This is a genomic window from Arthrobacter sp. SLBN-53 (assembly GCF_006715585.1).
GTDB classification, from domain to species: domain Bacteria; phylum Actinomycetota; class Actinomycetes; order Mycobacteriales; family Mycobacteriaceae; genus Mycobacterium; species Mycobacterium neoaurum_A.
Window position 1 is genome coordinate 3,451,280 of the sequence record NZ_VFNN01000001.1, and the last position, 20,389, is coordinate 3,471,668.

Here is a 20,389-nt window from a genome sequence, read left to right on the forward strand (position 1 = left end):
CTCCACGATCAGGTGACGATCGCGTCCAGCGATTCGGGTAGCACCTGCCCCCCGTCGACGGCGATGGCCTGCCCGGTGATGTAGGCCGCCTCCCTGGTGGCCAGGAACGCGGCGAGATGTCCGATGTCCTCCGGGGTACCGAGCGCGCCGGCCGGGATGGATCGCGCCATGCTCGCCAGATACTCCTCGCCGTTGTCGAGCAGCCCCTCGGTGAGGATGTTGCCGGGCAGTATCGCGTTGACGGTGATCCCCTTGGGCGCCAATTCGATTGCGGCGGTGCGCATGAAGCCCAGCTGGGCGGCCTTGGTGGCGCCGTAGTGTGACCAGCCCGGGTAACCGGTGATGGGTCCGGTGATCGAGGAGGTGAGGATGATCCGGCCCGCTCCCGAGGCGGTCAGCGCATCCAGACAGGCCTGCACGGCGTAGAACGTGCCGTGGACGTTGACCGCCATGATCTCGGTGAGCTGGTCTTCGGTCATGGTGGCCAGTGGGGCGTCCGGGAAGATTCCGGCGTTGGCGCACAACACATCCAGGCCACCGAACGCATCGGTCGCGGCTGCGGCCATCTCGGTACACGATTGCCGGTCGCTGACATCGACACGCACGCCGAGCACCTTGCCCGCGCCAAGTCCGTCCAACGCGGCGACGGCCTCGTCCAAGCCGGCCGCCGTGCGCGCTCCGATCGCCACATTGGCTCCGGCCTTGGCGAACACCGACGCGATTCCGCGGCCTATGCCCTTACTGCCGCCGGTGACCAACACCGAGCGGGACTGCAGGTCGAACATTTCTCTCCTCACCGTAACCAGCTGTGGTCGTTGAGATAGCGCTCGGCGAGCCGGGCGGTACCGAGTGCATAGCCGGGGCCGATCGCGATCGCGGCGTCGGCATCGGCGTGCGAGGCGATCCAGGCGGTGAGCTGGATGCGTCGCAGCATCACGAATGTCGGGATGAGTGCCAGGTGTTCGTCGGCGAGCGTCCGCACCTTCGTGTAACCGCCCAGCCATTCGGTGATGATGCGTTCGGCTTCCGGGGTGTCCTCGATCCAGGAGACCACCGCGCCGAGGTCGGCAAGGTTCCAACCCCAGCCGGCATCGTCGAAATCGATGACGGTGATACCCGCCGATGGCGCGGCCGGGTCGACCATCAGGTTGGACAACCGCAGGTCGGCGTGGATCAGTCCGAATCTGTCTGCGCCGGTGCCATATCCGGCAAGTCTTTCGGTGATCTGGTGGGCCGCTCGCTGAATGCCTGCCCGGTCCGGCTCGGACAGGCCCGGCGCCGCGCGCCAGTCGCCCCAGCGTGCACCGGGGCCGAGGATATCGTCGAGGTCCCAGCGGAAACGGGTGAAATCGGGCGGGGGAGCCCAGTTCAGCACATGCTCGTGCATGATCGCGGTCAGCTCGCCGAGCTGGGCGAAGCCGACCGCATGGGGGACCTCCTCGGCGGTGCATCCCGAGATCAGCGATACGGCGTCGACATGCAGCTCCCGCCCGCCGACCGAGGCGGTGACGACATCCTCGCCGGCGGTCGAGCACACCAGCTCCGGGGTCTGCACCGCGGTGTCGCGGCGCAGCGCGGCCATCCAGGCCAGCTCGGAGCGGATGCCCTGCACGGAGTGATAGCCGGGCCGGTGCACGCGCAGCACGATCGGGTCGTCGTCGCACACCAGGTAGGTCGCGTTCTCGGACAGGCTCAGCAGGCGCAGCACGGTGTCGGGGGCGCGGCCATAGGCGGGTAGCGCCGCCCGGGCGAAGTGCTCATGGTCGGCAGGCAATCCCGGCATGGCGACCAGTGTGGCCCAATGGTCGGGTCCAAGCAGACCAAATCGGTGTTTTTAACGCAGTCGTTGCACCATTCCCAGTTTCGAAACCTTGTCGAAACACAGCTGGTTGACAGCTGAATCTCTCAGTTGACCAAGCGATCTGGGGAGGGTAACAATTGCCCGCGTCGTTCTTGTCGAAGGCATCGGTGCCGACGACCCTTCAAAGACCAGACCAAATATCGGTCTGGGAAATGCCCTCAGATTGGGATCCAATGAGTGAGACTATCCAGCGACTCAAACCGAATGCGGTCGGCTTGGTCGGTGTGCTGTTCATGGCGGTCGCCACGGCGGCCCCCATCACCGCCATGGTCGGCAACGTGCCGATTGCCGTCGGCTTCGGCAACGGCGCCTACGCGCCCGCCGGCTATTTCGTCGCCACCATCGTCTTGACCCTGTTCGCGATCGGCTATGCCGCGATGAGTAAACACATCACCGCCACCGGCGCGTTCTACGGCTACATCTCCCACGGCCTCGGGCGCATCGTCGGGCTCGGCGCGGGCTTCTTGACCGCGCTGGCCTACATGGTCTTCGAGGCGTCGCTGATCGGTATCTTCAGCTTCTTCGGCACCGACCTGTTCTCGTCCCTGTTCGGGGTGGACGTGCCCTGGCTGGTGTTCGCGCTGGTGATGCTCGCGATCAACGCGTTGCTCACCTACTTCGACATCAACCTGGCGGCCAAGGTGCTCGGCGTCTTTCTGGTGACCGAGATCGTGATGCTGGCCGCGATGGCGCTGTCGGTGCTGTTCACCGGCGGCGGACCGCAGGGATGGTCATGGGGATCACTGAACCCGCTCAACGGGTTTCAGAGTCTGTCCGGTGTCGTCGAGGGTGCTGACGGATCCACCATGGCCGTCGTCGGATCCGCCGGTGTGGGGCTGTTCTTCGCGTTCTGGTCCTGGGTCGGTTTCGAGTCCAGCGCCATGTACGGCGAGGAGTCGCGCAACCCCAAGAAGATCATCCCGATTGCGGTCGTGAGCTCGGTGATCGGCATCGGCGCCTTCTATGTCATCGTGTCCTGGCTGGCGATCGTCGGCACCGGGCCGGAGAATGCCATTGCGCTGGCGCAAGATTCGGCCACCGCGGGCGATATCTTCTTCAACCCGGTGCATGACAACCTGGGCCAGTGGGCGGTCGACCTGTTCAAGATCCTGCTGATGACCGGGTCGTTCGCCTGCGGCATGGCATTCCACAACTGTGCCGCCCGCTACCTGTACGCCCTCGGCCGTGAGGACGTCATCCCCGGGATGCGCAAGACGCTCGGCGCCACCCACCGCGTCCACGGCTCACCGCATATCGCCGGCTTCGTGCAGACCGGTTTCGCGTTCCTGGTCGTTCTCTTCTTCGAGTTCACCCATCGCGATCCCTACACCGGTCTGTACGGTCTGATGGCCCTGCTGGGTACCACGGCCATCATGATCGTCCAGGCGTTGGCGGCCTTCTCGGTGATCTCGTACTTCCATGTGCACAAGCGGCATCCGGAGACGGCCAACTGGTTCACCACCTTCCTGGCGCCACTGCTCGGCGGCCTCGGGATGGTGTACGTGGTCTACCTGCTGGCCAAGAACGCGTCGTTCGCGGCGGGAGCCGCGGCCACCGACTGGATCTTCGCCGCCATCCCCTGGGTGGTCGGTATCGTGGGCATCGGTGGGGTGTTGCTGGCGCTCTTCCTCAAGTACAAGGATCCACAACGCTATGCCGAACTGGGCCGTACGGTGCTGGAAGAAGCCCACGAACGCTGACGGGAATCATGTCTTTCTCCAACATCATGGACTCGAACAGCTATCGGGGCGGTCACCTCGGTGACCCCCTGATAGCTGCCCGCGACCGCGTGCTCGGGCCCGCCTACCGGTTGTTCTACGACAACCCGGTGCACCTGGTCCGGGGTCAGGGCACCCGACTCTATGACGCCGACGGCAACTGCTATCTGGATGCCTACAACAACGTGGCCAGTGTCGGGCATTGCCATCCGCACGTGATCGATTCGGTGACAAGGCAATTGGGCACGCTGAACACCCACACACGCTACCTTCACGAAGGTATCGTCGACTATTCGCAGCGGCTGTTGGCGACATTTCCCGACGCGGGATCGGCGGATTCCTATCAGGTCATGTACGCCTGCACCGGATCCGAGGTCAACGATCTGGCCCTGCGGGTCGCCGCCGCCCACACCGGCGCCCGCGGGGTCATCGTCACCACCGAGGCCTATCACGGCAACACCGAGGCGGTGACCGCCATCTCGCCGTCGCTCGGTGGTATCGCTTCGCTGGGCGCCCATGTGCGTGCCGTCGATCCGGATCTCACCGGCGTGGCCGAGGCCATCGCCGACCTGCAGGCATCCGGGTACGGGCTGAGTGCGCTGATCGTCGACACCATCTTCTCCTCCGACGGGATCTACCCGGATCGCAGCGTCCTGCGACCCGCGGTCGAGGCGGTGCACGCCGCCGGGGGCGTCCTGATCGCCGACGAGGTGCAGCCCGGATTCGGCCGCACAGGTGACGGTATGTGGGGATTCGATCGGCACGATGTCGTGCCGGATCTGGTCACCATGGGCAAACCGATGGCCAACGGCATGCCGGTGGCCGCGATGGTGGCCCGCAGCGCGGTGCTCGCACCCTTCGCCGAGAGCGTGCCGTACTTCAACACATTCGGCGGCAACCCGGTGTCCATGGCGGCCGCGGCGGCGGTGCTCGACATCATCGAGGACGAGAAGCTGATCGCCAACGCCGCCACGGTCGGCGAGGCCATGTGCTCGGCTGCCGCGGGGCTGGCTGACCCGCGGATCACCGCGGTGCGCGGTGCCGGGCTGTATGTGGGAGTGGAGCTGGTGGACCGCGAGACCGCACGCCGGGTGGTCAACGGTATGCGCGAGCGGCGCGTACTGATCTCGGTCTGTGGGGCGGGTGGGAACGTCCTCAAGATCAGGCCGCCGATGGTGTTCTCGCTTGCCGACGTGGACTGGCTCATTGCCGAACTCGAGCAGGTACTGGCAAGCTTGGCGGAGTGACCGCGCCCGCTGCTTCGGCCATCTATATCGCCTCTCCCGAGGGCGACACCGGAAAATCGACGATCGCGCTGGGAATCCTGCACCGACTGGCGGCCACGGTCGCGCGTGTCGCGGTGTTCCGCCCCATCACCCGCCAGGGTGACCGCGACTACATCCTCGAGTTGCTGCTGGCGCACACCACGGCCGGGCTGAGCTATGAAGAGTGTGTCGGCGTCGGTTATCAGCAGGTGCACGAGGACCCGGATGCGGCGATCGCCGATATCGTCGAGCGCTTCCACGCCGTCGCCGAGCGGGCCGATGCGGTGGTGATCGTCGGAAGCGACTACACCGATGTGGCGACGCCGAGCGAACTGAGCATGAATGCGCGTATCGCGGTGAATCTCGGTGCGTCGGTGGTGCTCGCGGTCAAGGCGCAGGATCGGACGCCCGCCGAGGTTGCCCAGGCGGTCGAGTTGTGTCTCGGTGAGCTGGCGGCCCAACACGCCCATACCGCGGCCGTGGTGGCCAACCGGTGCGATCCGGCGCAACTGGTCGCCGTCGCCGAGGCGCTCAACGCGCTGGAACCCAAGAGCTACGTGCTGCCGGAGGAACCGCTGTTGGTCGCACCGTCGGTGGCCGAACTGTGTGCGGCCGTGCACGGCAGCCTCACCGGAGGCGACGAGGAGCTGTTGGGGCGCGAGGCGATGGGCGTCCTGGTCGCGGGGATGACGGCCGAGCACGTATTGGAGCGGTTACGCGAGGGGATGGCGGTGATCACCCCCGGCGACCGCTCGGACGTGGTGATGGCTGTGATGGGAGCGCATGCGGCGGCGGGCTTTCCGTCGCTGGCATGTGTGGTGCTCAACGGCGGTCTTGCGCTGCATCCCGAGGTGGCCCGACTGGTGGACGGTCTCGGCTCACGACTGCCCATCATCAGCACCGATCTGGGCACCTACGACACCGCGCGTGCGGTGGCCTACACCCGCGGTCGTGTCACGGTCACAACCCAGCGAAAGATCGATACCGCGCTGACGCTGATGGAAGAACACGTCGACACCGCCGATCTGATTGCGCGGCTGTCGATCCCGATTCCCAGCGTGGTGACACCGCAGATGTTCACCTACCAGCTGATCGACCGGGCCCGGGCCGACACCAGGCGCATCGTGCTGCCCGAAGGGGACGACGACCGGATCCTGCGCGCCGCGGGCCGGCTACTTGCCCACCGGGTGGCCGAGCTGACCATCCTCGGTGACGAGGCGGCGGTGCGGGCCCGGGCGGCCGAGCTGGGAGTGGACATCGCGGCGGCCACCGTGCTCGACCCCAAGACCAGCGAGCTGTGCGACCAATTCGCCGAGCAGTATGCCCAGATGCGCAAGCACAAGGGCGTTACGGTGGATCAGGCCCGCGAAACCATCCATGACGTCTCGTATTTCGGCACCATGCTGGTGCACAACGATATTGTCGACGGGATGGTCTCCGGTGCGCGGCACACCACCGCGCACACCGTGCGACCGGCATTCGAGATCATCAAGACCTTGCCAGGGGTGTCGACGGTGTCCAGCATCTTCCTGATGTGTCTTGAGGATCGGGTGCTCGCCTACGGTGACTGTGCCATCGTGCCGGATCCGACTGCCGAAGAGCTGGCCGATATCGCCGTCTCATCGGCCCGCACGGCGGCACAGTTCGGCATCGACCCGCGGGTGGCCATGTTGTCATACTCGACCGGGACCTCGGGTACCGGCGCCGACGTCGACAAGGTCCGTGCGGCAACCGAACTGGTGCGCGGGCGGGAGCCCGAGCTGCTGGTCGAGGGACCGATCCAGTACGACGCCGCGGTGGACCCGGCCACCGCGGCAACCAAGATGCCCGATTCGGCGGTGGCCGGCCGGGCCACCGTGCTGATCTTCCCGGATCTCAACACCGGTAACAACACCTACAAGGCCGTGCAACGCAGCGCCGGTGCCATCGCGATAGGTCCGGTCCTGCAAGGGCTCAACAAGCCGGTCAACGACCTGTCCCGTGGTGCGCTGGTCGAAGATATCGTCAACACCGTGGCGATCACCGCGATCCAGGCGGCGAACCGATGACCGCGCGTTCGGTACTCGTCCTCAACAGCGGGTCATCATCGGTGAAATATGAACTGGTGGAGCCCGACTCAGGTTTCTCGCTGGCACACGGAATAGTCGAGCGGGTGGTCGATTACGGCGAGGCGCTCAAGCAGGTGTTCGCCGAACTGCCGGACCTGGACGGGCTGGTCGCCGTCGGACATCGAGTGGTGCACGGCGGGAACAGGCTGTACCGGCCGACCCTGCTCGACGATGACACCATCGCCATCATCGAAGAGCTGGCACCGCTTGCGCCGCTGCACAATCCGCCGGCGTTACTCGGTATCGCCGAGGCACGCAAGGCGTTACCCGATCTTCCTCATATCGCCGTGTTCGACACCGCGTTCTTCCACGATCTGCCCGCCGCCGCGGCCGAGTACGCCATCGATCGTGATATCGCCGAGCGCTGGCACATCCGTCGCTACGGATTTCACGGGACATCGCATCGCTATGTCAGCGAGCAGGCGGCCGTATTCCTGGATCGGCCGGTCGGTGACCTGAATCAGATTGTCCTGCATCTAGGTAACGGAGCCTCGGCATCGGCTGTCCGGGGTGGCCGAGCCGTGGACACCTCCATGGGCCTCACTCCGATGGAGGGTCTGGTGATGGGAACCCGCTCGGGCGATATCGACCCGGGCATCATGTTCTATCTGTGGCGGACGGCGCAGATGAGCGTCGAGGACATCGAGACGATGCTCAACCGTCGCGCGGGCGTGTACGGGCTCGGCGGTGAGACCGACTTCCGGGAACTGCACAAGCGCATCGACGGCGGGGACAAGCAGGCGCGGTTGGCCTATGAGGTCTACATCCACCGGTTGCGCAAGTACATCGGCGGTTATCTCGCGGTGCTCGGTAGCACCGATGTCATCACCTTCACCGCCGGGGTGGGGGAGAACGACGCCGCGGTGCGCCGTGACGCGCTGGCCGGGTTGAACGGGCTGGGGATCGAACTGGACGAGGATCTCAACACCGCGAAAAGCCATGATGCGCGCCGTATCTCGGCCGAGGGTTCACCGGTCCAGGTGCTGGTCATCCCGACAAACGAGGAGCTTGCGATCGCGCGATCGTGTCTGTCGGTTCTGTGAACGGCAGGGCCGACATCATCAGAAGGTACTCAGTCAGAAGGTACTCATCGGACGCACGCTGTTGGCCAGGTCGACCAGGGCGTAGCGATGCTCCTGGGTGGGGGCGACGCGGGCGAGCTGCCGCAGTGCTGCCTCCACCCCGAGCTGCAGACCGTGCTGGGTGAACGGGAACCCCAGGATGTGGTTGGTGCTCGCGGAGTTGTCGGCCAGCCAGTCCATGGCAGTGCCGAGCACCAGCGCGCGGATTTGCAACACCCTGGGTTCGCTGTCCGGTAGGGCCTCCACCCGCCGTGCGGCACTGCGGATCTGCTGCTCGGTGACCTCGCTGGTGGAGCGGCCGGAAAGCAACGTCACCGAACTGGTCAACCGGGCGGTGGTGAAATGCCGGGAGGTCGGTGGCACCTGGTCGAGCGTGCGCACCGCGTCATCGCGCTCCCCGGCGGCGGACTGGGCGCGGGCCAACCCGAATCCGGCGGAGATCACGCCGTTGTCGGTGCGCCAGACGGTCTGGTAGAACCGGCGTTCGTCGGAGCTACCTGCCAGCTCAGCGGTGGCCGCCAGCGCCAGCTTCGGTGCCAGCTCGCCGGGCAGGGTGTCCAGGACCTCGGTGAAATGTTTTGTGGCGGTGTCGTAGTCGGCTGTCAGCATGGCCGCGACGCCACGGAACCAGGACAGCCGCCACCGCCAGCCGACGCGCTCGGTCAGGTCGTCGAGTTTGCGGGTGGCCTTGGCGACATCGCCGAGATCGAGCAGGGCGCGGGCCTCCATCAGCGGTAGCTCCACCGAATCCGAGAGGTCCACCCCTTCGGAGTCCAGCGCGCCGTGGCGGGCCGCGCGCAGTGAATCAAGGGTCTGCACGGGCTCACTGAGCACGGTCGCGGACAGGATGGGGGCGCCGACATCGGCGGGATCGACGAGCGGGACCTGCAGCGCCTTGACGATCTCGGCGGCGGTCAGCTTCTCCGAGTGCACCTGCCCGTCGAGGTAGACGTCGGTGTGGGCGACCAGCAGATCCACCCCGAATGTCGAGCGTGGCGGGCTGAACACCGTGGACAGGCCGGGGCGGGGCGCCCCGGTGTCCTGGGCCACCACCTCGCGCAGCACGCCCATGAGCTGACCGGACATCTCCTCGGCGCTGGCGAACCGGCGCCGCGGATCCGGATCGATGGCGCGGCGCAGCAGCCGGCCGAACGAGTCGTACTTGGCCAGGACCGGATCGTCCTCGGGAAGGCCGTCGACATAACGGCCCCTGCGGGTGCGCAGGTTCAGGGTGAGCGCGGCCAGCGTGCGACCGACCGTGTAGATGTCGGTCTGCACTGTCGGTCCGGTGCGGACGATCTCGGGGGCCTGGTAACCGGGTGTGCCGTAGAGGTATCCGAACGAGTTGATCCGCGATACCGCGCCGAGGTCGATCAGCTTGAGCTGCTCCTCGGTGACCATGATGTTCTCCGGCTTGAGGTCGTTGTAGACCAATCCCAGGGAATGCAGGTATCCCAGTGCGGGCAGGATCTCCAGCATGTAGGCGATGGCCTGGGCCACCGGCAATTTGACGCCCTTGGCCTGTTTGAGCGAGGTGCCCCCGACATACTCCATCACGATGTAGCCGACCGGCTCACCGTGCTTGTCGTCGTGCTCGACGAAGTTGAAGATCTTGACGATGGCCGGGTGCGTCACCTCGGCAAGGAACTGACGCTCGGCCATCGCGGTGGCCTGTGCCTCGGCGTCCCCGGAATGCACGAGACCCTTGAGCACCACCGGGCGTTCGTTGACGTTGGTGTCGAAGGCGAGGTACACCCAGCCCAGGCCGCCGTGGGCGATACAGCCCTTGATCTGGTACTGCCCGACCACCATGTCGCCGGGACTCAGCTGTGGCAGAAACGAATACGGGCTTCCGCAATGCGGGCAGGTGCCCTCGGAGCGGCCGGGGCCCTCACGGGTGGCCCGGCCGACGCGTTTACCGCAGTTCCAGCAGAACCGTTTGGATTCGGCGACCACCGGATTGCTCATCAGGGCCGTCAACGGGTCGCGTTCGTAGACCCGCGGCACCTCCACCAGTCCGCCGCCCAGCTTGCGGATCGGTGAGCGCGGTCTGGTGAGCACACCCAGCGTGGTCGCCGACGGCTCGGTGGCGGCAGTGGTGGCGCGGTCGGTGTCGTCGAAATCCGGCCGGTAGACGGCCTGGGTGGCCATCGGCCGCACGGTGGCCACCGACTCGTCGTCCAGATCGTCGAGGTCGGCCAGGCTGGCCGGCTGGGTTCCCGGGTCTTCGCTCATCAGCCGATGTCGTCCATCAGTTGTAGTACCTCGCCACCGGCGGGGCGGGCGTGGGGCCGAGCACCGTCAACCACTTGCGGTAGAGCGTGTTCCAGGTGCCGTCGCGGCGGATGCGCTCCAGGGTGCCGTTGACGAACCGGACCAACCCCTCGTTGTTCTTGTTGATCCCGATGCCGTAGGGCTCGGAGTTCATGCTCGGCCCGACGATGTGCAGATACGGGTCCTGGCTGACCAGGCCCGCCAGGATGGAGTCGTCGGTGCTGACCGCGTCGACCTGACGCTGCTGCAGCGCGACCAGGCAATCGGCCCAGGTGATCACGTCGACCAGGTCGACCGGTGGCTGGATCTGCTGGACCCGTATGCGCGAGGTGGTGCCCTTCACGGCGCACACCCGCTTACCGGACAGATCGGCGGCCTGCCGGATGCGCGAATCGCGGGTGGCCAGGATGCGCTGGTTCGCCGAGAGGTATTCGGTGGAGAACGCCACCCGCTCCCTGCGCTCGCAGGTCATGCTCATCGTCTTCACCACGATGTCGACCTGGTTGTTCTCCAGCGCCTCGATGCGGTCGGCCGAGGACAGGATGCGGTATTCCATCTGCGAAGGCGTGCCGAAGATGTCGCGGGCCACCTCGCCGGCGATGTCGACGTCGAACCCGGTGATCTCGCCGGTGATCGGGTCACGGAACGAGAAGAGATTGCTGCCGATGTCCAGCCCGACGATCAGCCTGCCGCGGTTGCGGATGTTCTCGACGGCCTCGTCGGCCTCGGCGCGGTCGGCGAAAGGCCGCAGGCTCGCGGTGCGGTCGCAGTCGTCGTTGTCGGGCAGCTCGGGCACCGGCTCCGGTGGGGCTGTCTCCATCCCGGCCGGCGTCGGCGGAGCCAGCGTCAGCTCGGGGATGGGATCGATCTGGGGGTTCTGCTGGCACCCCGCCAACAGTGCCGCGGTGACGAGGACACCGGCCAGCCGGGCGATCACCGGTACTCACTCAGCCTCGGCCACAACCCGAGGGTCACCGCGAACGCGGCGATGACCGACAGGGCGGCCGCGCCGACGGTGGTGCCCGAGAGCACCCGGCGGGCATTGACGATATCGGTGCGCAGTTGGCTGCGGCTCTGCTCGATGGAGCGCGACAGCGCTTCGTCGAGGGTGCTGAAGGCCGGGCTGGAATCATCCTCACCGGTCCCGAGCGCCACCTGCGTGGCGGCCTGGTAGTTACCCACCGAGATGTAGGCGTTGATCCGGTCGTTGGAGGCCCGCCACTTGCGAAGTAGGTCGTCGGCGTCGGCGAGGTCGGCCTTGTCGATGTCGTTGTCCGCGGCCAGGTAGGCCTTGAGCTGTTCCTGGATGGTCTCGATGCGCTGGTAGTACGACTGCTTGCGGACGTCCTCGTCACCGCGGCGGACCAGGGCAAGGGTTTCGTCGGCACGGGCCTGCTGGGCGGTGATGGCCATCGTGGTGACGGTCTTCAGCGACTGCGCCGCAGTGTTTTTGGCGCTGCGGCTGTCCGCCGTCGAGATGACCAGAGCGGTACCCACCCAGACCACCATAATCAAGACCGCCAAACCGCCGGCCACGAAACCCATGTTGATCCGGCGCCGGGTCCGCTTGCTGAGCCAACGGTTGGCGAACAACCCGAACAGGATGGTGGCGAGCACCACCAGGATGACCGGGGCGGGAATGCGCGTCGACGCGGTCGTCTCGGTGTCCACCCGGGCCGAGGTCGCCTCGTAGAGTCGCTGGGCTTGCGGCAGGATCTCCGACTGCATAAGTGCCGAGGCCTCGGACAGGTATGACGAGCCGACCGGATTGCCTGCCCGGTTGTTGGTCCGGGCCGTCTCGACCAGACCGGTGTAGACCGCCAGTTCGGCGTTGACCCTGCCGAGCAGTTCGACCATCGGCTCGGTGGTCAGACCCGCCGACGCGCGGGTCACCGCGACGGAGGCGTCGGTGATCGCCTGTTCGTAGCGCTCCCGCACATCCTGCGGTTCGGCACCGGCGATGAAGGCGGTCGCCGCGGCGGCGTCGGCGACCGAGAGCTTGGTGTAGAGCTGTCCGGCGGCGAAGGCCAGCGGCTCGCTGTGGTCGAGCACCGTGGTCAGGGCTTCCTGGCGGTCGGTGATCGTCGTCGAGGTGGCGAAGGCGCACGCCATCACCAACGCCGACAGCACGATGCCGATGGTCAGGATGCGCCCCGGCGTGGTCCACAGGAACCACCAGCGGGGGTGTACGGGGCGCGTCGGCGAACGTGATGCCAGCGGCTCGGTCGACGGGTGTGCCAACTCCACGGTCACGTGTCCGCCAACCTCCTCGGTATTTCTAAGAAGTCTAAGAGACATTGGTGTGACGTGTGGGAATTCGCGTACCCCTATTCTGAACACGTGCGCGGTGACGGTGACGGTTGGGTGTTGTCGGACGGCGGTGCGCACTTCTGGGGCCGACACGGCGCCGCGGGCCTGCTGCTGCGCGCACCGGATGTCGACGGCGGATTCGCGGTCCTGCTCCAGCATCGTGCGCCGTGGAGCCATCAGGGCGGGACCTGGGGGTTACCCGGCGGCGCGCGCGACAGCCACGAGACGGTCGAGGAGGCCGCGGTGCGCGAGGCTGCCGAGGAGGCCGGTCTGCATGCGGGGCAATTGACCGTTCGGGTCACCGTGGTCACCCACGAGGTTCCCGGTTGGAGCTACACCACCGTGATCGCCGACGCGGCGGAGCAGCTGCCGACGATCGCCAATCGTGAGAGTGCCGAGCTGCGCTGGGTGGCCGAGGCGCAGGTCGCCGCGCTCCCGCTGCATCCCGGCTTCGCGGCCAGTTGGGAGCGGTTGCGCGAGGTCACCGCCGAACTGCCGCTCAAGCCCTGAGCGCGGCCTTGAGTGCCGTCTTGAGTGTCAAGGCCGCGGCCTGGGGATCCTCGGCCTCGGTGATCGCCCGCACCACCACGATCCGTGTGGCACCGGCGTCGAGCACCTGCGGCAGCCGTTCGATGTCGATGCCGCCGATGGCGAACCACGGTATGGCCGGCTCGATATCACCGGCCAGCGCGGCAGTGTGGCGCACCAGTTCGAGACCGGGCGCGGGACGGCCGGGTTTGGTCGGGGTCGGCCAGCACGGACCGACACAGAAGTAGTCGATGAGTTCGGCGTCCGCATCGACGAGAGCGCGCGCCACCTGGTCGGTGTCGTGGGTGGACCGGCCGATCAGCGCGCCCGGCGCGATCTCACGGGCCACCGCCAGCGGCAGGTCGTCCTGGCCGAGGTGCAGGACGTCGCTGCCCGCCGCGCGGGCGATATCGGCGCGATCGTTGACCGCCAGCAGCGCGCCGTGGCGGCGGGCCGCGTCGGCGAGCACCGCCAGGGCGTCGAGCTCCTGGCGAGCCTCCAACCCCTTGTCCCGCAGCTGGATGATGTCCACCCCGCCGGCCAGCGCCGCGTCGGCGAACTCGGCGAGATCACCGCGTTCGGTGCGGGCGTCGGTGCACAGGTACAGCGAGGCGGAATCGAGTCGGGACACCCGAGTATCCTTTCAGCAGACACGGGAGTCCCGGGAGCGGGGACTGAGAGTGGGCGCGCACCGGCCTTGACCGTCGAACCTGATCCGGGTCATGCCGGCGAAGGGAGAGGGAGAATGGGCAGTACGTCGAGGGTCGACTCGGTCGGCTCGTTGGGCATCGTGGGCGGTGGCGTCATCGGGCTTGCGGTCGCGCGCCGGGCCGCAGCCGACGGCTGGGATGTGCGGGTGCACCGCACCGAGCAGCGCGGCGCCTCCTGGGTGGCCGGCGGCATGCTCGCCCCGCACAGCGAGGGCTGGCCCGGTGAGGAGGCTCAGCTCGCGATAGGTCTGGAATCGCTGAAGCTGTGGCACAGCGGGTTCCTGGCCGGTCTGCCCGGCGATATCGTCACCGCGCGCCGGTCTTTGGTGGTGGCCGTGGACCGCGCCGATGTCGCCGATCTGCGGACGGTGGCGGACTGGCTGTCCGCCCAAGGGCATCCGGTGACGCCGACGACCACCGCCCGCGATGTCGAACCCCTGCTGGCGCAAGGTATCCGGCACGGGTTCATCGCCGAGACCGAACTGGCGGTGGACAATCGGGCCCTGGTGGCCGCGCTGGAGACGGCCTGCGTCGAGGCCGGTGTGCGCTGGGCCCCGCCGGTCGCCGATCTCGCCGAGGTCGACGCCGATGTCCGGGTGATCGCCAACGGTATCGACGCGCCGACTCTGTGGCCGGGCCTTGCGGTCCGCCCGGTCAAGGGGGAGGTGCTGCGACTGCGTTGGCGTAAGGGTTGTATGCCGTTGCCGCAGAATGTGATTCGCGCCCGAGTGCACGGCAGGCAGGTGTATCTGGTGCCGCGCGGTGACGGTGTGGTGGTGGGTGCGACCCAGTACGAACACGGTCGCGACACCACCGTGGTGGTGACCGGAGTGCGTGATCTGCTCGACGACGCGTGCGCGGTGCTGCCTGCCCTCGGCGAGTACGAGCTCGCCGAATGCGCGGCAGGTTTGCGTCCCATGACCCCGGACGGCCTGCCGTTGGTGGGTAGGCTCGACGAGCGGACGCTGGTGGCCACCGGCCACGGGCGCAACGGATTTCTGCTGGCACCGTGGACTGCCGAGCAGATCGCCAGGGAACTCGCGGTATTCGGAGGGGCACAATGATTCTGCTGGTCAACGGGGAGGATGCCGACGTTCCCGACGGCACTACCGTCGAGGGGCTGATGAGCCGTCTGGGTTTCCCGGACAAGGGCATCGCCGTGGCGGTCGACTGGGAGGTGCTGCCGCGCTCGTCATGGCACACCGTGCTGGCCGACGGCGCCAGGGTGGAGGTCGTGACGGCGGTGCAGGGTGGCTGACGCGGCACCGGTGGGCAGGAGCGCAGCGACCGGGGGATCGGCGTTGTGTATTGCCGGCCGCGAGTTCGGCTCGCGGCTGATCATGGGCACCGGCGGCGCGGCGAACCTGGCGGTGCTGGAGGAGGCGTTGATCGCCTCGGGAACCGAATTGACCACGGTGGCGATGCGCCGGGTGGACGCCGAGACCGGTACCGGAGTGCTGGACCTGCTCAACCGGCTCGGCATCGCGACGCTGCCCAACACCGCGGGCTGTCGCGGCGCCGCGGAGGCGGTGTTGACCGCGCAGCTCGCCCGCGAGGCCCTCGGCACCGACTGGGTCAAGTTGGAGGTCATCGCCGACGAACGCACGCTGCTGCCCGATGCCATCGAATTGGTCAGGGCCGCCGAGCAACTGGTCGACGACGGTTTCATCGTGCTGCCCTACACCAACGACGACCCGGTGCTGGCCCGCAGGCTGGAGGACACCGGCTGCGCGGCGGTCATGCCGTTGGGCTCGCCGATCGGCACCGGACTCGGCATCTCCAACCCGCACCACATCGAGATGATCGTCGACGCGGCGAAGGTGCCGGTGATCCTGGACGCCGGAATCGGCACGGCCAGCGATGCCGCGCTGGCGATGGAACTGGGCTGTGACGCCGTGCTGCTGGCGACCGCGGTGACCAGGGCGGCCGACCCCGCCACCATGGCGTCGGCGATGGCCTCGGCCGTCACCGCCGGGTATCTGGCCAGGCAGGCCGGCCGGATCCCGAAGCGGTTCTGGGCCCAGGCATCCAGTCCGGCGCTGTGATCGAACTGGTCGGACTGACCAAGACCTACGGTCGCAGCCGGGCGGTCGACGGGCTGAGCTGCACCATCAAACCGGGTGTGGTGACCGGCTTCCTCGGCCCGAACGGCGCAGGCAAGTCCACCACCATGCGGATGATCGTCGGGCTGGACCGGCCGACGGCGGGCACCGTCACCATCGGCGGACGCCGTTACCGGGACCTGAAACATCCGCTGCGCACCGTCGGTGCCCTGCTGGATGCGCGTCAGGTCTACCCGAACCGCTCGGCGCGCGCCCACCTGAGCTGGCTGGCGGCGACCAACCGGATCCAGCAGGCGCGGGTCGACGAGGTGCTCGAGCAGGTCGGTCTGACCGCGGCCGCCGGCAAGCCCGCCGGGTCGTTCTCCCTCGGCATGCTGCAACGGCTCGGGATCGCTGCGGCCCTGCTCGGCGACCCGCAGGTGCTGTTGTTCGACGAGCCGGTCAACGGCCTGGACCCGGAGGGAATCCGGTGGATCAGGACGTTGATGCGTGACTTGGCCGCCGAGGGGCGCACGGTGCTGGTGTCGAGCCACCTGCTGGCCGAGATGGCCAACACCGCCGACGAGCTGGTGGTGATCGGCCGCGGCCGGTTGATCACCGCCACCACGATGGCCGATTTCCTGCGCAGGGACGCAGCGGTGCGGGTGCGCAGCCCGCAGCTGGACCGGCTGGCCGCGCTGCTGCCCGAGGCCCGCCGCGAGGGCGATGCGCTGCTGGTGCCGGGCAGCACCGAGCAGATCGGTGAGCTGGCCGCCGAACACGGGATCGTGCTGCACGAACTGAGCGCCCGGCAAACCTCACTCGAGGAGGCCTATCTCGGCCTGACCGATGATGCGGTGCAGTATCGCGGTGGGGGCGACTCGTGATCGGCGCGCTCGAGGCGGAGGCCCGCAAACTGGCCACCACCCGGTCGGCGCTGTGGTTGACGCTCGCCGTGGCGGTACTGGCCCTCGGTCTGGCCGTGATGACAGAGGATCCGTTGCTCGGGGTCGCCAACTTCGGGGTGCCGGTGTTGATGATCCTGGCTGCGCTGACCGTCACCGGCGAGTACCGCACGGCCATGATCCGAACCACCTTCCTGGCCACCCCGCGCCGCACCCGCGTGCTCGCCGCCAAAGCCCTTGTCACCGGTGGATTCTCCGCCGCGGTGGCCGCCGCCATGACGACCGGGTCGATCCTGATCGCGGGGTCGGGCGCGTGGCGCTCGGTGGGCGCGCTCGCGGTGTATGCCGCCGCCGGCGCCGTCCTGGCGGTCGGGGTGGGGGCACTGTTGCGACACACCGCCGCCGCGGTCGCGGTGTTGCTGTTGGTGCCCTTCGTGGTCGAGCCCATGCTCAGCGTCAGCACCGACATCGGGGACACCGTGGGGCCGCTGCTGCCCTTCGTCAACGCCGCCGCGTTCACCGGCGCATCGATATTCGGCTTTCTGCACAGTTTTTCGATGTGGTGGGGTCCGCAGGGTTCGGCGCTGTACTTCGGCGGTGTCGCCCTGGGGATCTTCGCTGCGGCCGTCGTCGTGGTCGAGCGCCGGGACCCCTGAGCTACCGTGGGGTCCATGCAGCGCAGATCACGGTCCCTGGGGGCCCTGTTGGCCCTGACCGCCCTCGTCGCCGGTTGCGGATCGCCGGGTGCGCCCGAGCCGTCGCCGACCGCCGATGCCGACGCCGCCGGCTACGCCGACGAGATCAGCAAGCGTGTGCAGACCGATGCCATGATGGCGCATCTGACCCGGCTGCAGGAGATCGCCGATCAGCACGAGGGTAACCGCGCGCTGGGAACCCCCGGCTACCAGGCCAGCCTCGATTATGTGGTCAACGCGCTGCGCGACAAGGGTTTCGAGGTGCAAACCCCGGAGTTCGAGGTGCGCATCCCGTTCGCCGAGGACCCCACCGTCGAGGTGGCCGGCACCCCGGTCGCGGCCCTGCCGATGAGCTTCACCATCGGCACGCCTGCCGACGGGGTGCGCGGGCCCGTGGTCGCCGCACCCGTCGACGACACCCCCGGTTGCGCCGACGCCGACTACGAGGGGCTGCCCGTGCAGGGCGCGGTGGTGCTCGTCGACCGCGGCTCGTGCCCGTTCAGCGACAAGCAGGCCGTCGCCGCGAAACGGGGAGCGCTGGCCCTGCTGGTGGCCGATAACGAGGACCGTCCCGTCGAGGACTTCGGCGGCACGCTGGGCAGTGGAACCGACGTCAAGATCCCGGTGCTCGGCATCACCAAGAGCGAGGGCGCGCGACTGCGGGCGAATCCGGGCCAGGCGTCGATCCGGCTGACGGCCGGGGTGAACGTCAAGCGCAGCAACAACATCATCGCCCAGACCAGCACCGGCGCAACGGACAACGTCGTGATGCTCGGAGCACATCTGGACAGCGTGCCCGAGGGGCCCGGTATCAACGACAACGGATCCGGGGTGGCCGCGGTGCTGGAGACCGCCCTGCAGATGGGCAGTGCCCCCGAGATCCGCAACGCGGTGCGCTTCGGCTTCTGGGGCGCCGAGGAGGTCGGGCTGGTCGGCTCCGACCGCTATGTCTCCTCCCTGGATGCAGAGGGGCTCAAAGATATTGCGCTGTACCTGAATTTCGACATGCTCGGCTCCCCGAATCCGGGATACTTCACCTATGACGGTAACCAGTCGGCGCCACCGGCCGCCGACGGCAGCGTGCCCCGGGTCCCGGAGGGATCGGCGGGTATCGAACGGATGCTGGTCGGCTATCTCGACGGTGCGGGCAAACCGGCTCAGGACACCAGCTTCGACGGCCGTTCCGACTACGATGCGTTCACCCGGGCCGGAATCCCCTCGGGGGGGCTGTTTTCCGGAGCGGAAGAGAACATGACGGCCGAGCAGGCCGAGCTCTGGGGTGGCCGGGCCGCCGAGCCGTTCGACCCGAACTACCACAAGGACACCGACACCCTGGACAAGATCGACACCACGTCCCTGGAGATCCAGGGTCGCGGCGTCGCATACGCCGCCGCGTTGTACGCCCAGGACATCGGCGGACGCAATGGCGTTCCGGTGCGCGAGGATCGGACCCGTCACGTGCTCGCCGAATCATGAGGCGCCTGTGTGCCGCGGCGGCCACCGCGCTGCTACTGACATCGTGTGGCAGCGCACCCGAGCCCGCCCCGCTGCGGGCCGACGAGCTCGCCGCCGAGGTCAGCGCCGATGCCATCTTCGCGCACCTGGAGCGGCTCGCCGCCATCGCCGATGACAATGCCAACAGCCGGGCCGTCGGCACCGCGGGCTACGACGCCACCGTCGAGTACATCTCGGAGGTGCTGCGGGATAGCGGGTTCGAGATCAGCACGCCGGAGTTCGAGTGGCTGAAGATGGGTGATCCCGGCAACCCGACCCTGGAGGTGGCCGGTCGCAGCTACCCCGTGACACAGGCCTCGCCGCTGGCGTCCACCCCGCGCGAAGGGCTGAGCGGGCTGTCGCTGCGTCCGCGCACCGGCGACGGATGCGAGCGCGCCGACTACGGCAACGTCCGCGGCGCGCTGGCGATAGTCGACGACACCGGATGTTCGGTGGTCGCCAAACAGAACGCCGCGGCGGCCAATGGGGCGGTCGGTCTGCTGGTGGTCAGCGCCGGCGGTACCAAGGGACTGTTCGAACCGGGCTATTACCAGAAGCTGACCATGCCCGTCGCCGTCATCGATCGCACCACCGACGCGGCCCTGCGCCGGACCAACGACCCGGTGCGCCTGATGCTCGACGGCCAGGCCAGCGTGGCCAGATCCAAGAGCGTCATCGCCCAGACCTCCACCGGTGACACCGGCAATGTCGTGCTGGCCGGTGCGCATCTGGACAGTGCGCCGCGCAGCCCGGGCATCAACGACAACGGCAGCGGGGTGGCGGCGTTGCTCGCCATCGCCGATGCGATGGGATCGGCGCCGCGGATCGACAATGCGGTGCGGTTCACCTTCTGGGGGTCCCAGCGGCTGGGCGCCGCGGGCAAGTACCTGGCGGGTCTGGATGACGGCGGCCGCGACGATATCGCCGCGTACCTGGATGCCACCATGATCGGCTCCCCGAACCCGGGGTACTTCACGCTCGACGGTGATCAGTCGGGGCAGGCAAATCCGGCGATCCCCGCCGAGACCGTCCCGGAGGGCTCGGCCGGTATCGAACGCACCCTGGCCGGTTACCTCAACCAGGCCGGTGTGCGCCCGGCCGATATGCCGTTGGACACCGCCGGTGATTACGCGGCGTTCCTCACCGCCGGAGTGCCCATCGGCGGCCTGACCACCGGTGCCAACCAACAGAAGACACCGGTGCAGGCCCGGCTGTGGGGCGGTCGCGCCGGGGCGCCGTTCGACCCGAACGCCGGCGGACCGCGGGACGGGATGGACAACGTCGACCACCGGGCGCTGTCGATCACCGGCCCGGCGATGGCCTTCACCATCGCCACCTACGCCCGCTCCATCGAGGGTGTCAACGGCGTACCGCCCCGAGACCGCCGAAATCGGTAG

18 protein-coding genes and 1 riboswitch are annotated in these 20,389 nt (G+C 67.9%); of the genes, 12 read left to right on the forward strand and 6 right to left on the reverse strand.

Annotation, left to right across the window (positions count from 1 at the left end):
* Positions 1-8: 8 nt before the first annotated feature.
* Together fabG and FBY28_RS16515 are read right to left on the reverse strand one after the other, a co-directional pair.
* Complete coding sequence (gene fabG, locus FBY28_RS16510) at positions 9-785, reverse strand: 3-oxoacyl-ACP reductase FabG (RefSeq protein ID WP_141868485.1); 777 nt, start codon at positions 783-785, stop codon at positions 9-11.
* An 8-nt stretch (positions 786-793) separates the two neighbouring features.
* Positions 794-1,783 carry a phosphotransferase enzyme family protein gene (locus FBY28_RS16515; protein WP_141868487.1) on the reverse strand — a complete coding sequence of 330 codons (990 nt, stop codon included), beginning with the start codon at positions 1,781-1,783 and terminating at the stop codon, positions 794-796.
* 251 nt (positions 1,784-2,034) lie between these two features.
* On the opposite strand from FBY28_RS16515, the gene FBY28_RS16520 reads away from it, so the two are divergent.
* The 4 genes from FBY28_RS16520 to FBY28_RS16535 are packed head-to-tail and all read left to right on the forward strand — an operon-like array spanning position 2,035 to position 7,995.
* Positions 2,035-3,561 (forward strand): APC family permease, encoded by a 1,527-nt coding sequence (locus tag FBY28_RS16520; RefSeq protein ID WP_216847759.1) that lies wholly within the window; start codon positions 2,035-2,037, stop codon positions 3,559-3,561.
* Between the two features lie 8 nt (positions 3,562-3,569).
* The gene (locus tag FBY28_RS16525; protein WP_141868490.1) at positions 3,570-4,826 is read left to right on the forward strand and encodes an aspartate aminotransferase family protein; all 1,257 of its coding nucleotides are present in this window, start codon (positions 3,570-3,572) and stop codon (positions 4,824-4,826) included.
* Positions 4,823-6,892 carry a phosphate acetyltransferase gene (gene pta / locus FBY28_RS16530; protein ID WP_141868492.1) on the forward strand — a complete coding sequence of 690 codons (2,070 nt, stop codon included), beginning with the start codon at positions 4,823-4,825 and terminating at the stop codon, positions 6,890-6,892. Before FBY28_RS16525 ends, pta begins: the two co-directional genes overlap by 4 nt.
* Positions 6,889-7,995, forward strand: coding sequence for an acetate kinase (locus tag FBY28_RS16535; RefSeq protein WP_141868495.1), 1,107 nt, complete (start codon positions 6,889-6,891; stop codon positions 7,993-7,995). The genes pta and FBY28_RS16535 overlap by 4 nt, the downstream gene beginning before the upstream one ends.
* Before the next feature lie 33 nt (positions 7,996-8,028).
* On the opposite strand, the gene FBY28_RS16540 is transcribed toward FBY28_RS16535, so the two are convergent.
* The 3 genes from FBY28_RS16540 to glnX are packed head-to-tail and all read right to left on the reverse strand — an operon-like array spanning position 8,029 to position 12,561.
* Positions 8,029-10,269 (reverse strand): serine/threonine-protein kinase PknG, encoded by a 2,241-nt coding sequence (locus tag FBY28_RS16540; protein WP_141868497.1) that lies wholly within the window; start codon positions 10,267-10,269, stop codon positions 8,029-8,031.
* A 16-nt stretch (positions 10,270-10,285) separates the two neighbouring features.
* Positions 10,286-11,245: a glutamate ABC transporter substrate-binding protein gene (locus FBY28_RS16545; protein ID WP_286178147.1), complete on the reverse strand. Its 960-nt coding sequence runs from the start codon at positions 11,243-11,245 to the stop codon at positions 10,286-10,288.
* Entirely contained in the window at positions 11,242-12,561 is a 1,320-nt protein-coding gene (gene glnX, locus FBY28_RS16550) for a protein kinase G-activating protein GlnX (RefSeq protein WP_141868499.1), read from the reverse strand. The genes FBY28_RS16545 and glnX overlap by 4 nt, the downstream gene beginning before the upstream one ends.
* A gap of 87 nt (positions 12,562-12,648) precedes the next feature.
* Between glnX and FBY28_RS16555 the strand changes: the two genes are divergently transcribed.
* Entirely contained in the window at positions 12,649-13,128 is a 480-nt protein-coding gene (locus FBY28_RS16555) for an NUDIX domain-containing protein (RefSeq protein ID WP_141868501.1), read from the forward strand.
* On the opposite strand, the gene thiE is transcribed toward FBY28_RS16555, so the two are convergent.
* The gene (gene thiE / locus FBY28_RS16560; protein WP_141868503.1) at positions 13,118-13,777 is read right to left on the reverse strand and encodes a thiamine phosphate synthase; all 660 of its coding nucleotides are present in this window, start codon (positions 13,775-13,777) and stop codon (positions 13,118-13,120) included. The genes FBY28_RS16555 and thiE overlap by 11 nt on opposite strands.
* An 11-nt stretch (positions 13,778-13,788) precedes the next feature.
* Positions 13,789-13,900, forward strand: a riboswitch (TPP riboswitch).
* On the opposite strand from thiE, the gene thiO reads away from it, so the two are divergent.
* From thiO to FBY28_RS16595, 7 genes are all read left to right on the forward strand, one after another.
* Complete coding sequence (gene thiO, locus FBY28_RS16565) at positions 13,892-14,920, forward strand: glycine oxidase ThiO (protein ID WP_141868504.1); 1,029 nt, start codon at positions 13,892-13,894, stop codon at positions 14,918-14,920. It overlaps the preceding riboswitch by 9 nt.
* A complete protein-coding gene (gene thiS, locus FBY28_RS16570; RefSeq protein ID WP_019513287.1) occupies positions 14,917-15,114 on the forward strand; it encodes a sulfur carrier protein ThiS in 198 nt (65 codons plus the stop codon). The genes thiO and thiS overlap by 4 nt, the downstream gene beginning before the upstream one ends.
* A gap of 10 nt (positions 15,115-15,124) precedes the next feature.
* A complete protein-coding gene (locus FBY28_RS16575) occupies positions 15,125-15,901 on the forward strand; it encodes a thiazole synthase (protein WP_524912046.1) in 777 nt (258 codons plus the stop codon).
* On the forward strand, positions 15,898-16,785 hold the full coding sequence (locus FBY28_RS16580; RefSeq protein WP_141868506.1) for an ATP-binding cassette domain-containing protein: 888 nt from the start codon (positions 15,898-15,900) through the stop codon (positions 16,783-16,785). Before FBY28_RS16575 ends, FBY28_RS16580 begins: the two co-directional genes overlap by 4 nt.
* Complete coding sequence (locus FBY28_RS16585) at positions 16,782-17,459, forward strand: ABC transporter permease (RefSeq protein ID WP_141868508.1); 678 nt, start codon at positions 16,782-16,784, stop codon at positions 17,457-17,459. Before FBY28_RS16580 ends, FBY28_RS16585 begins: the two co-directional genes overlap by 4 nt.
* A gap of 15 nt (positions 17,460-17,474) precedes the next feature.
* Complete coding sequence (locus tag FBY28_RS16590) at positions 17,475-18,974, forward strand: M28 family metallopeptidase (RefSeq protein WP_174241657.1); 1,500 nt, start codon at positions 17,475-17,477, stop codon at positions 18,972-18,974.
* On the forward strand, positions 18,971-20,389 hold the full coding sequence (locus tag FBY28_RS16595) for a M28 family peptidase (RefSeq protein ID WP_141868511.1): 1,419 nt from the start codon (positions 18,971-18,973) through the stop codon (positions 20,387-20,389). The genes FBY28_RS16590 and FBY28_RS16595 overlap by 4 nt, the downstream gene beginning before the upstream one ends.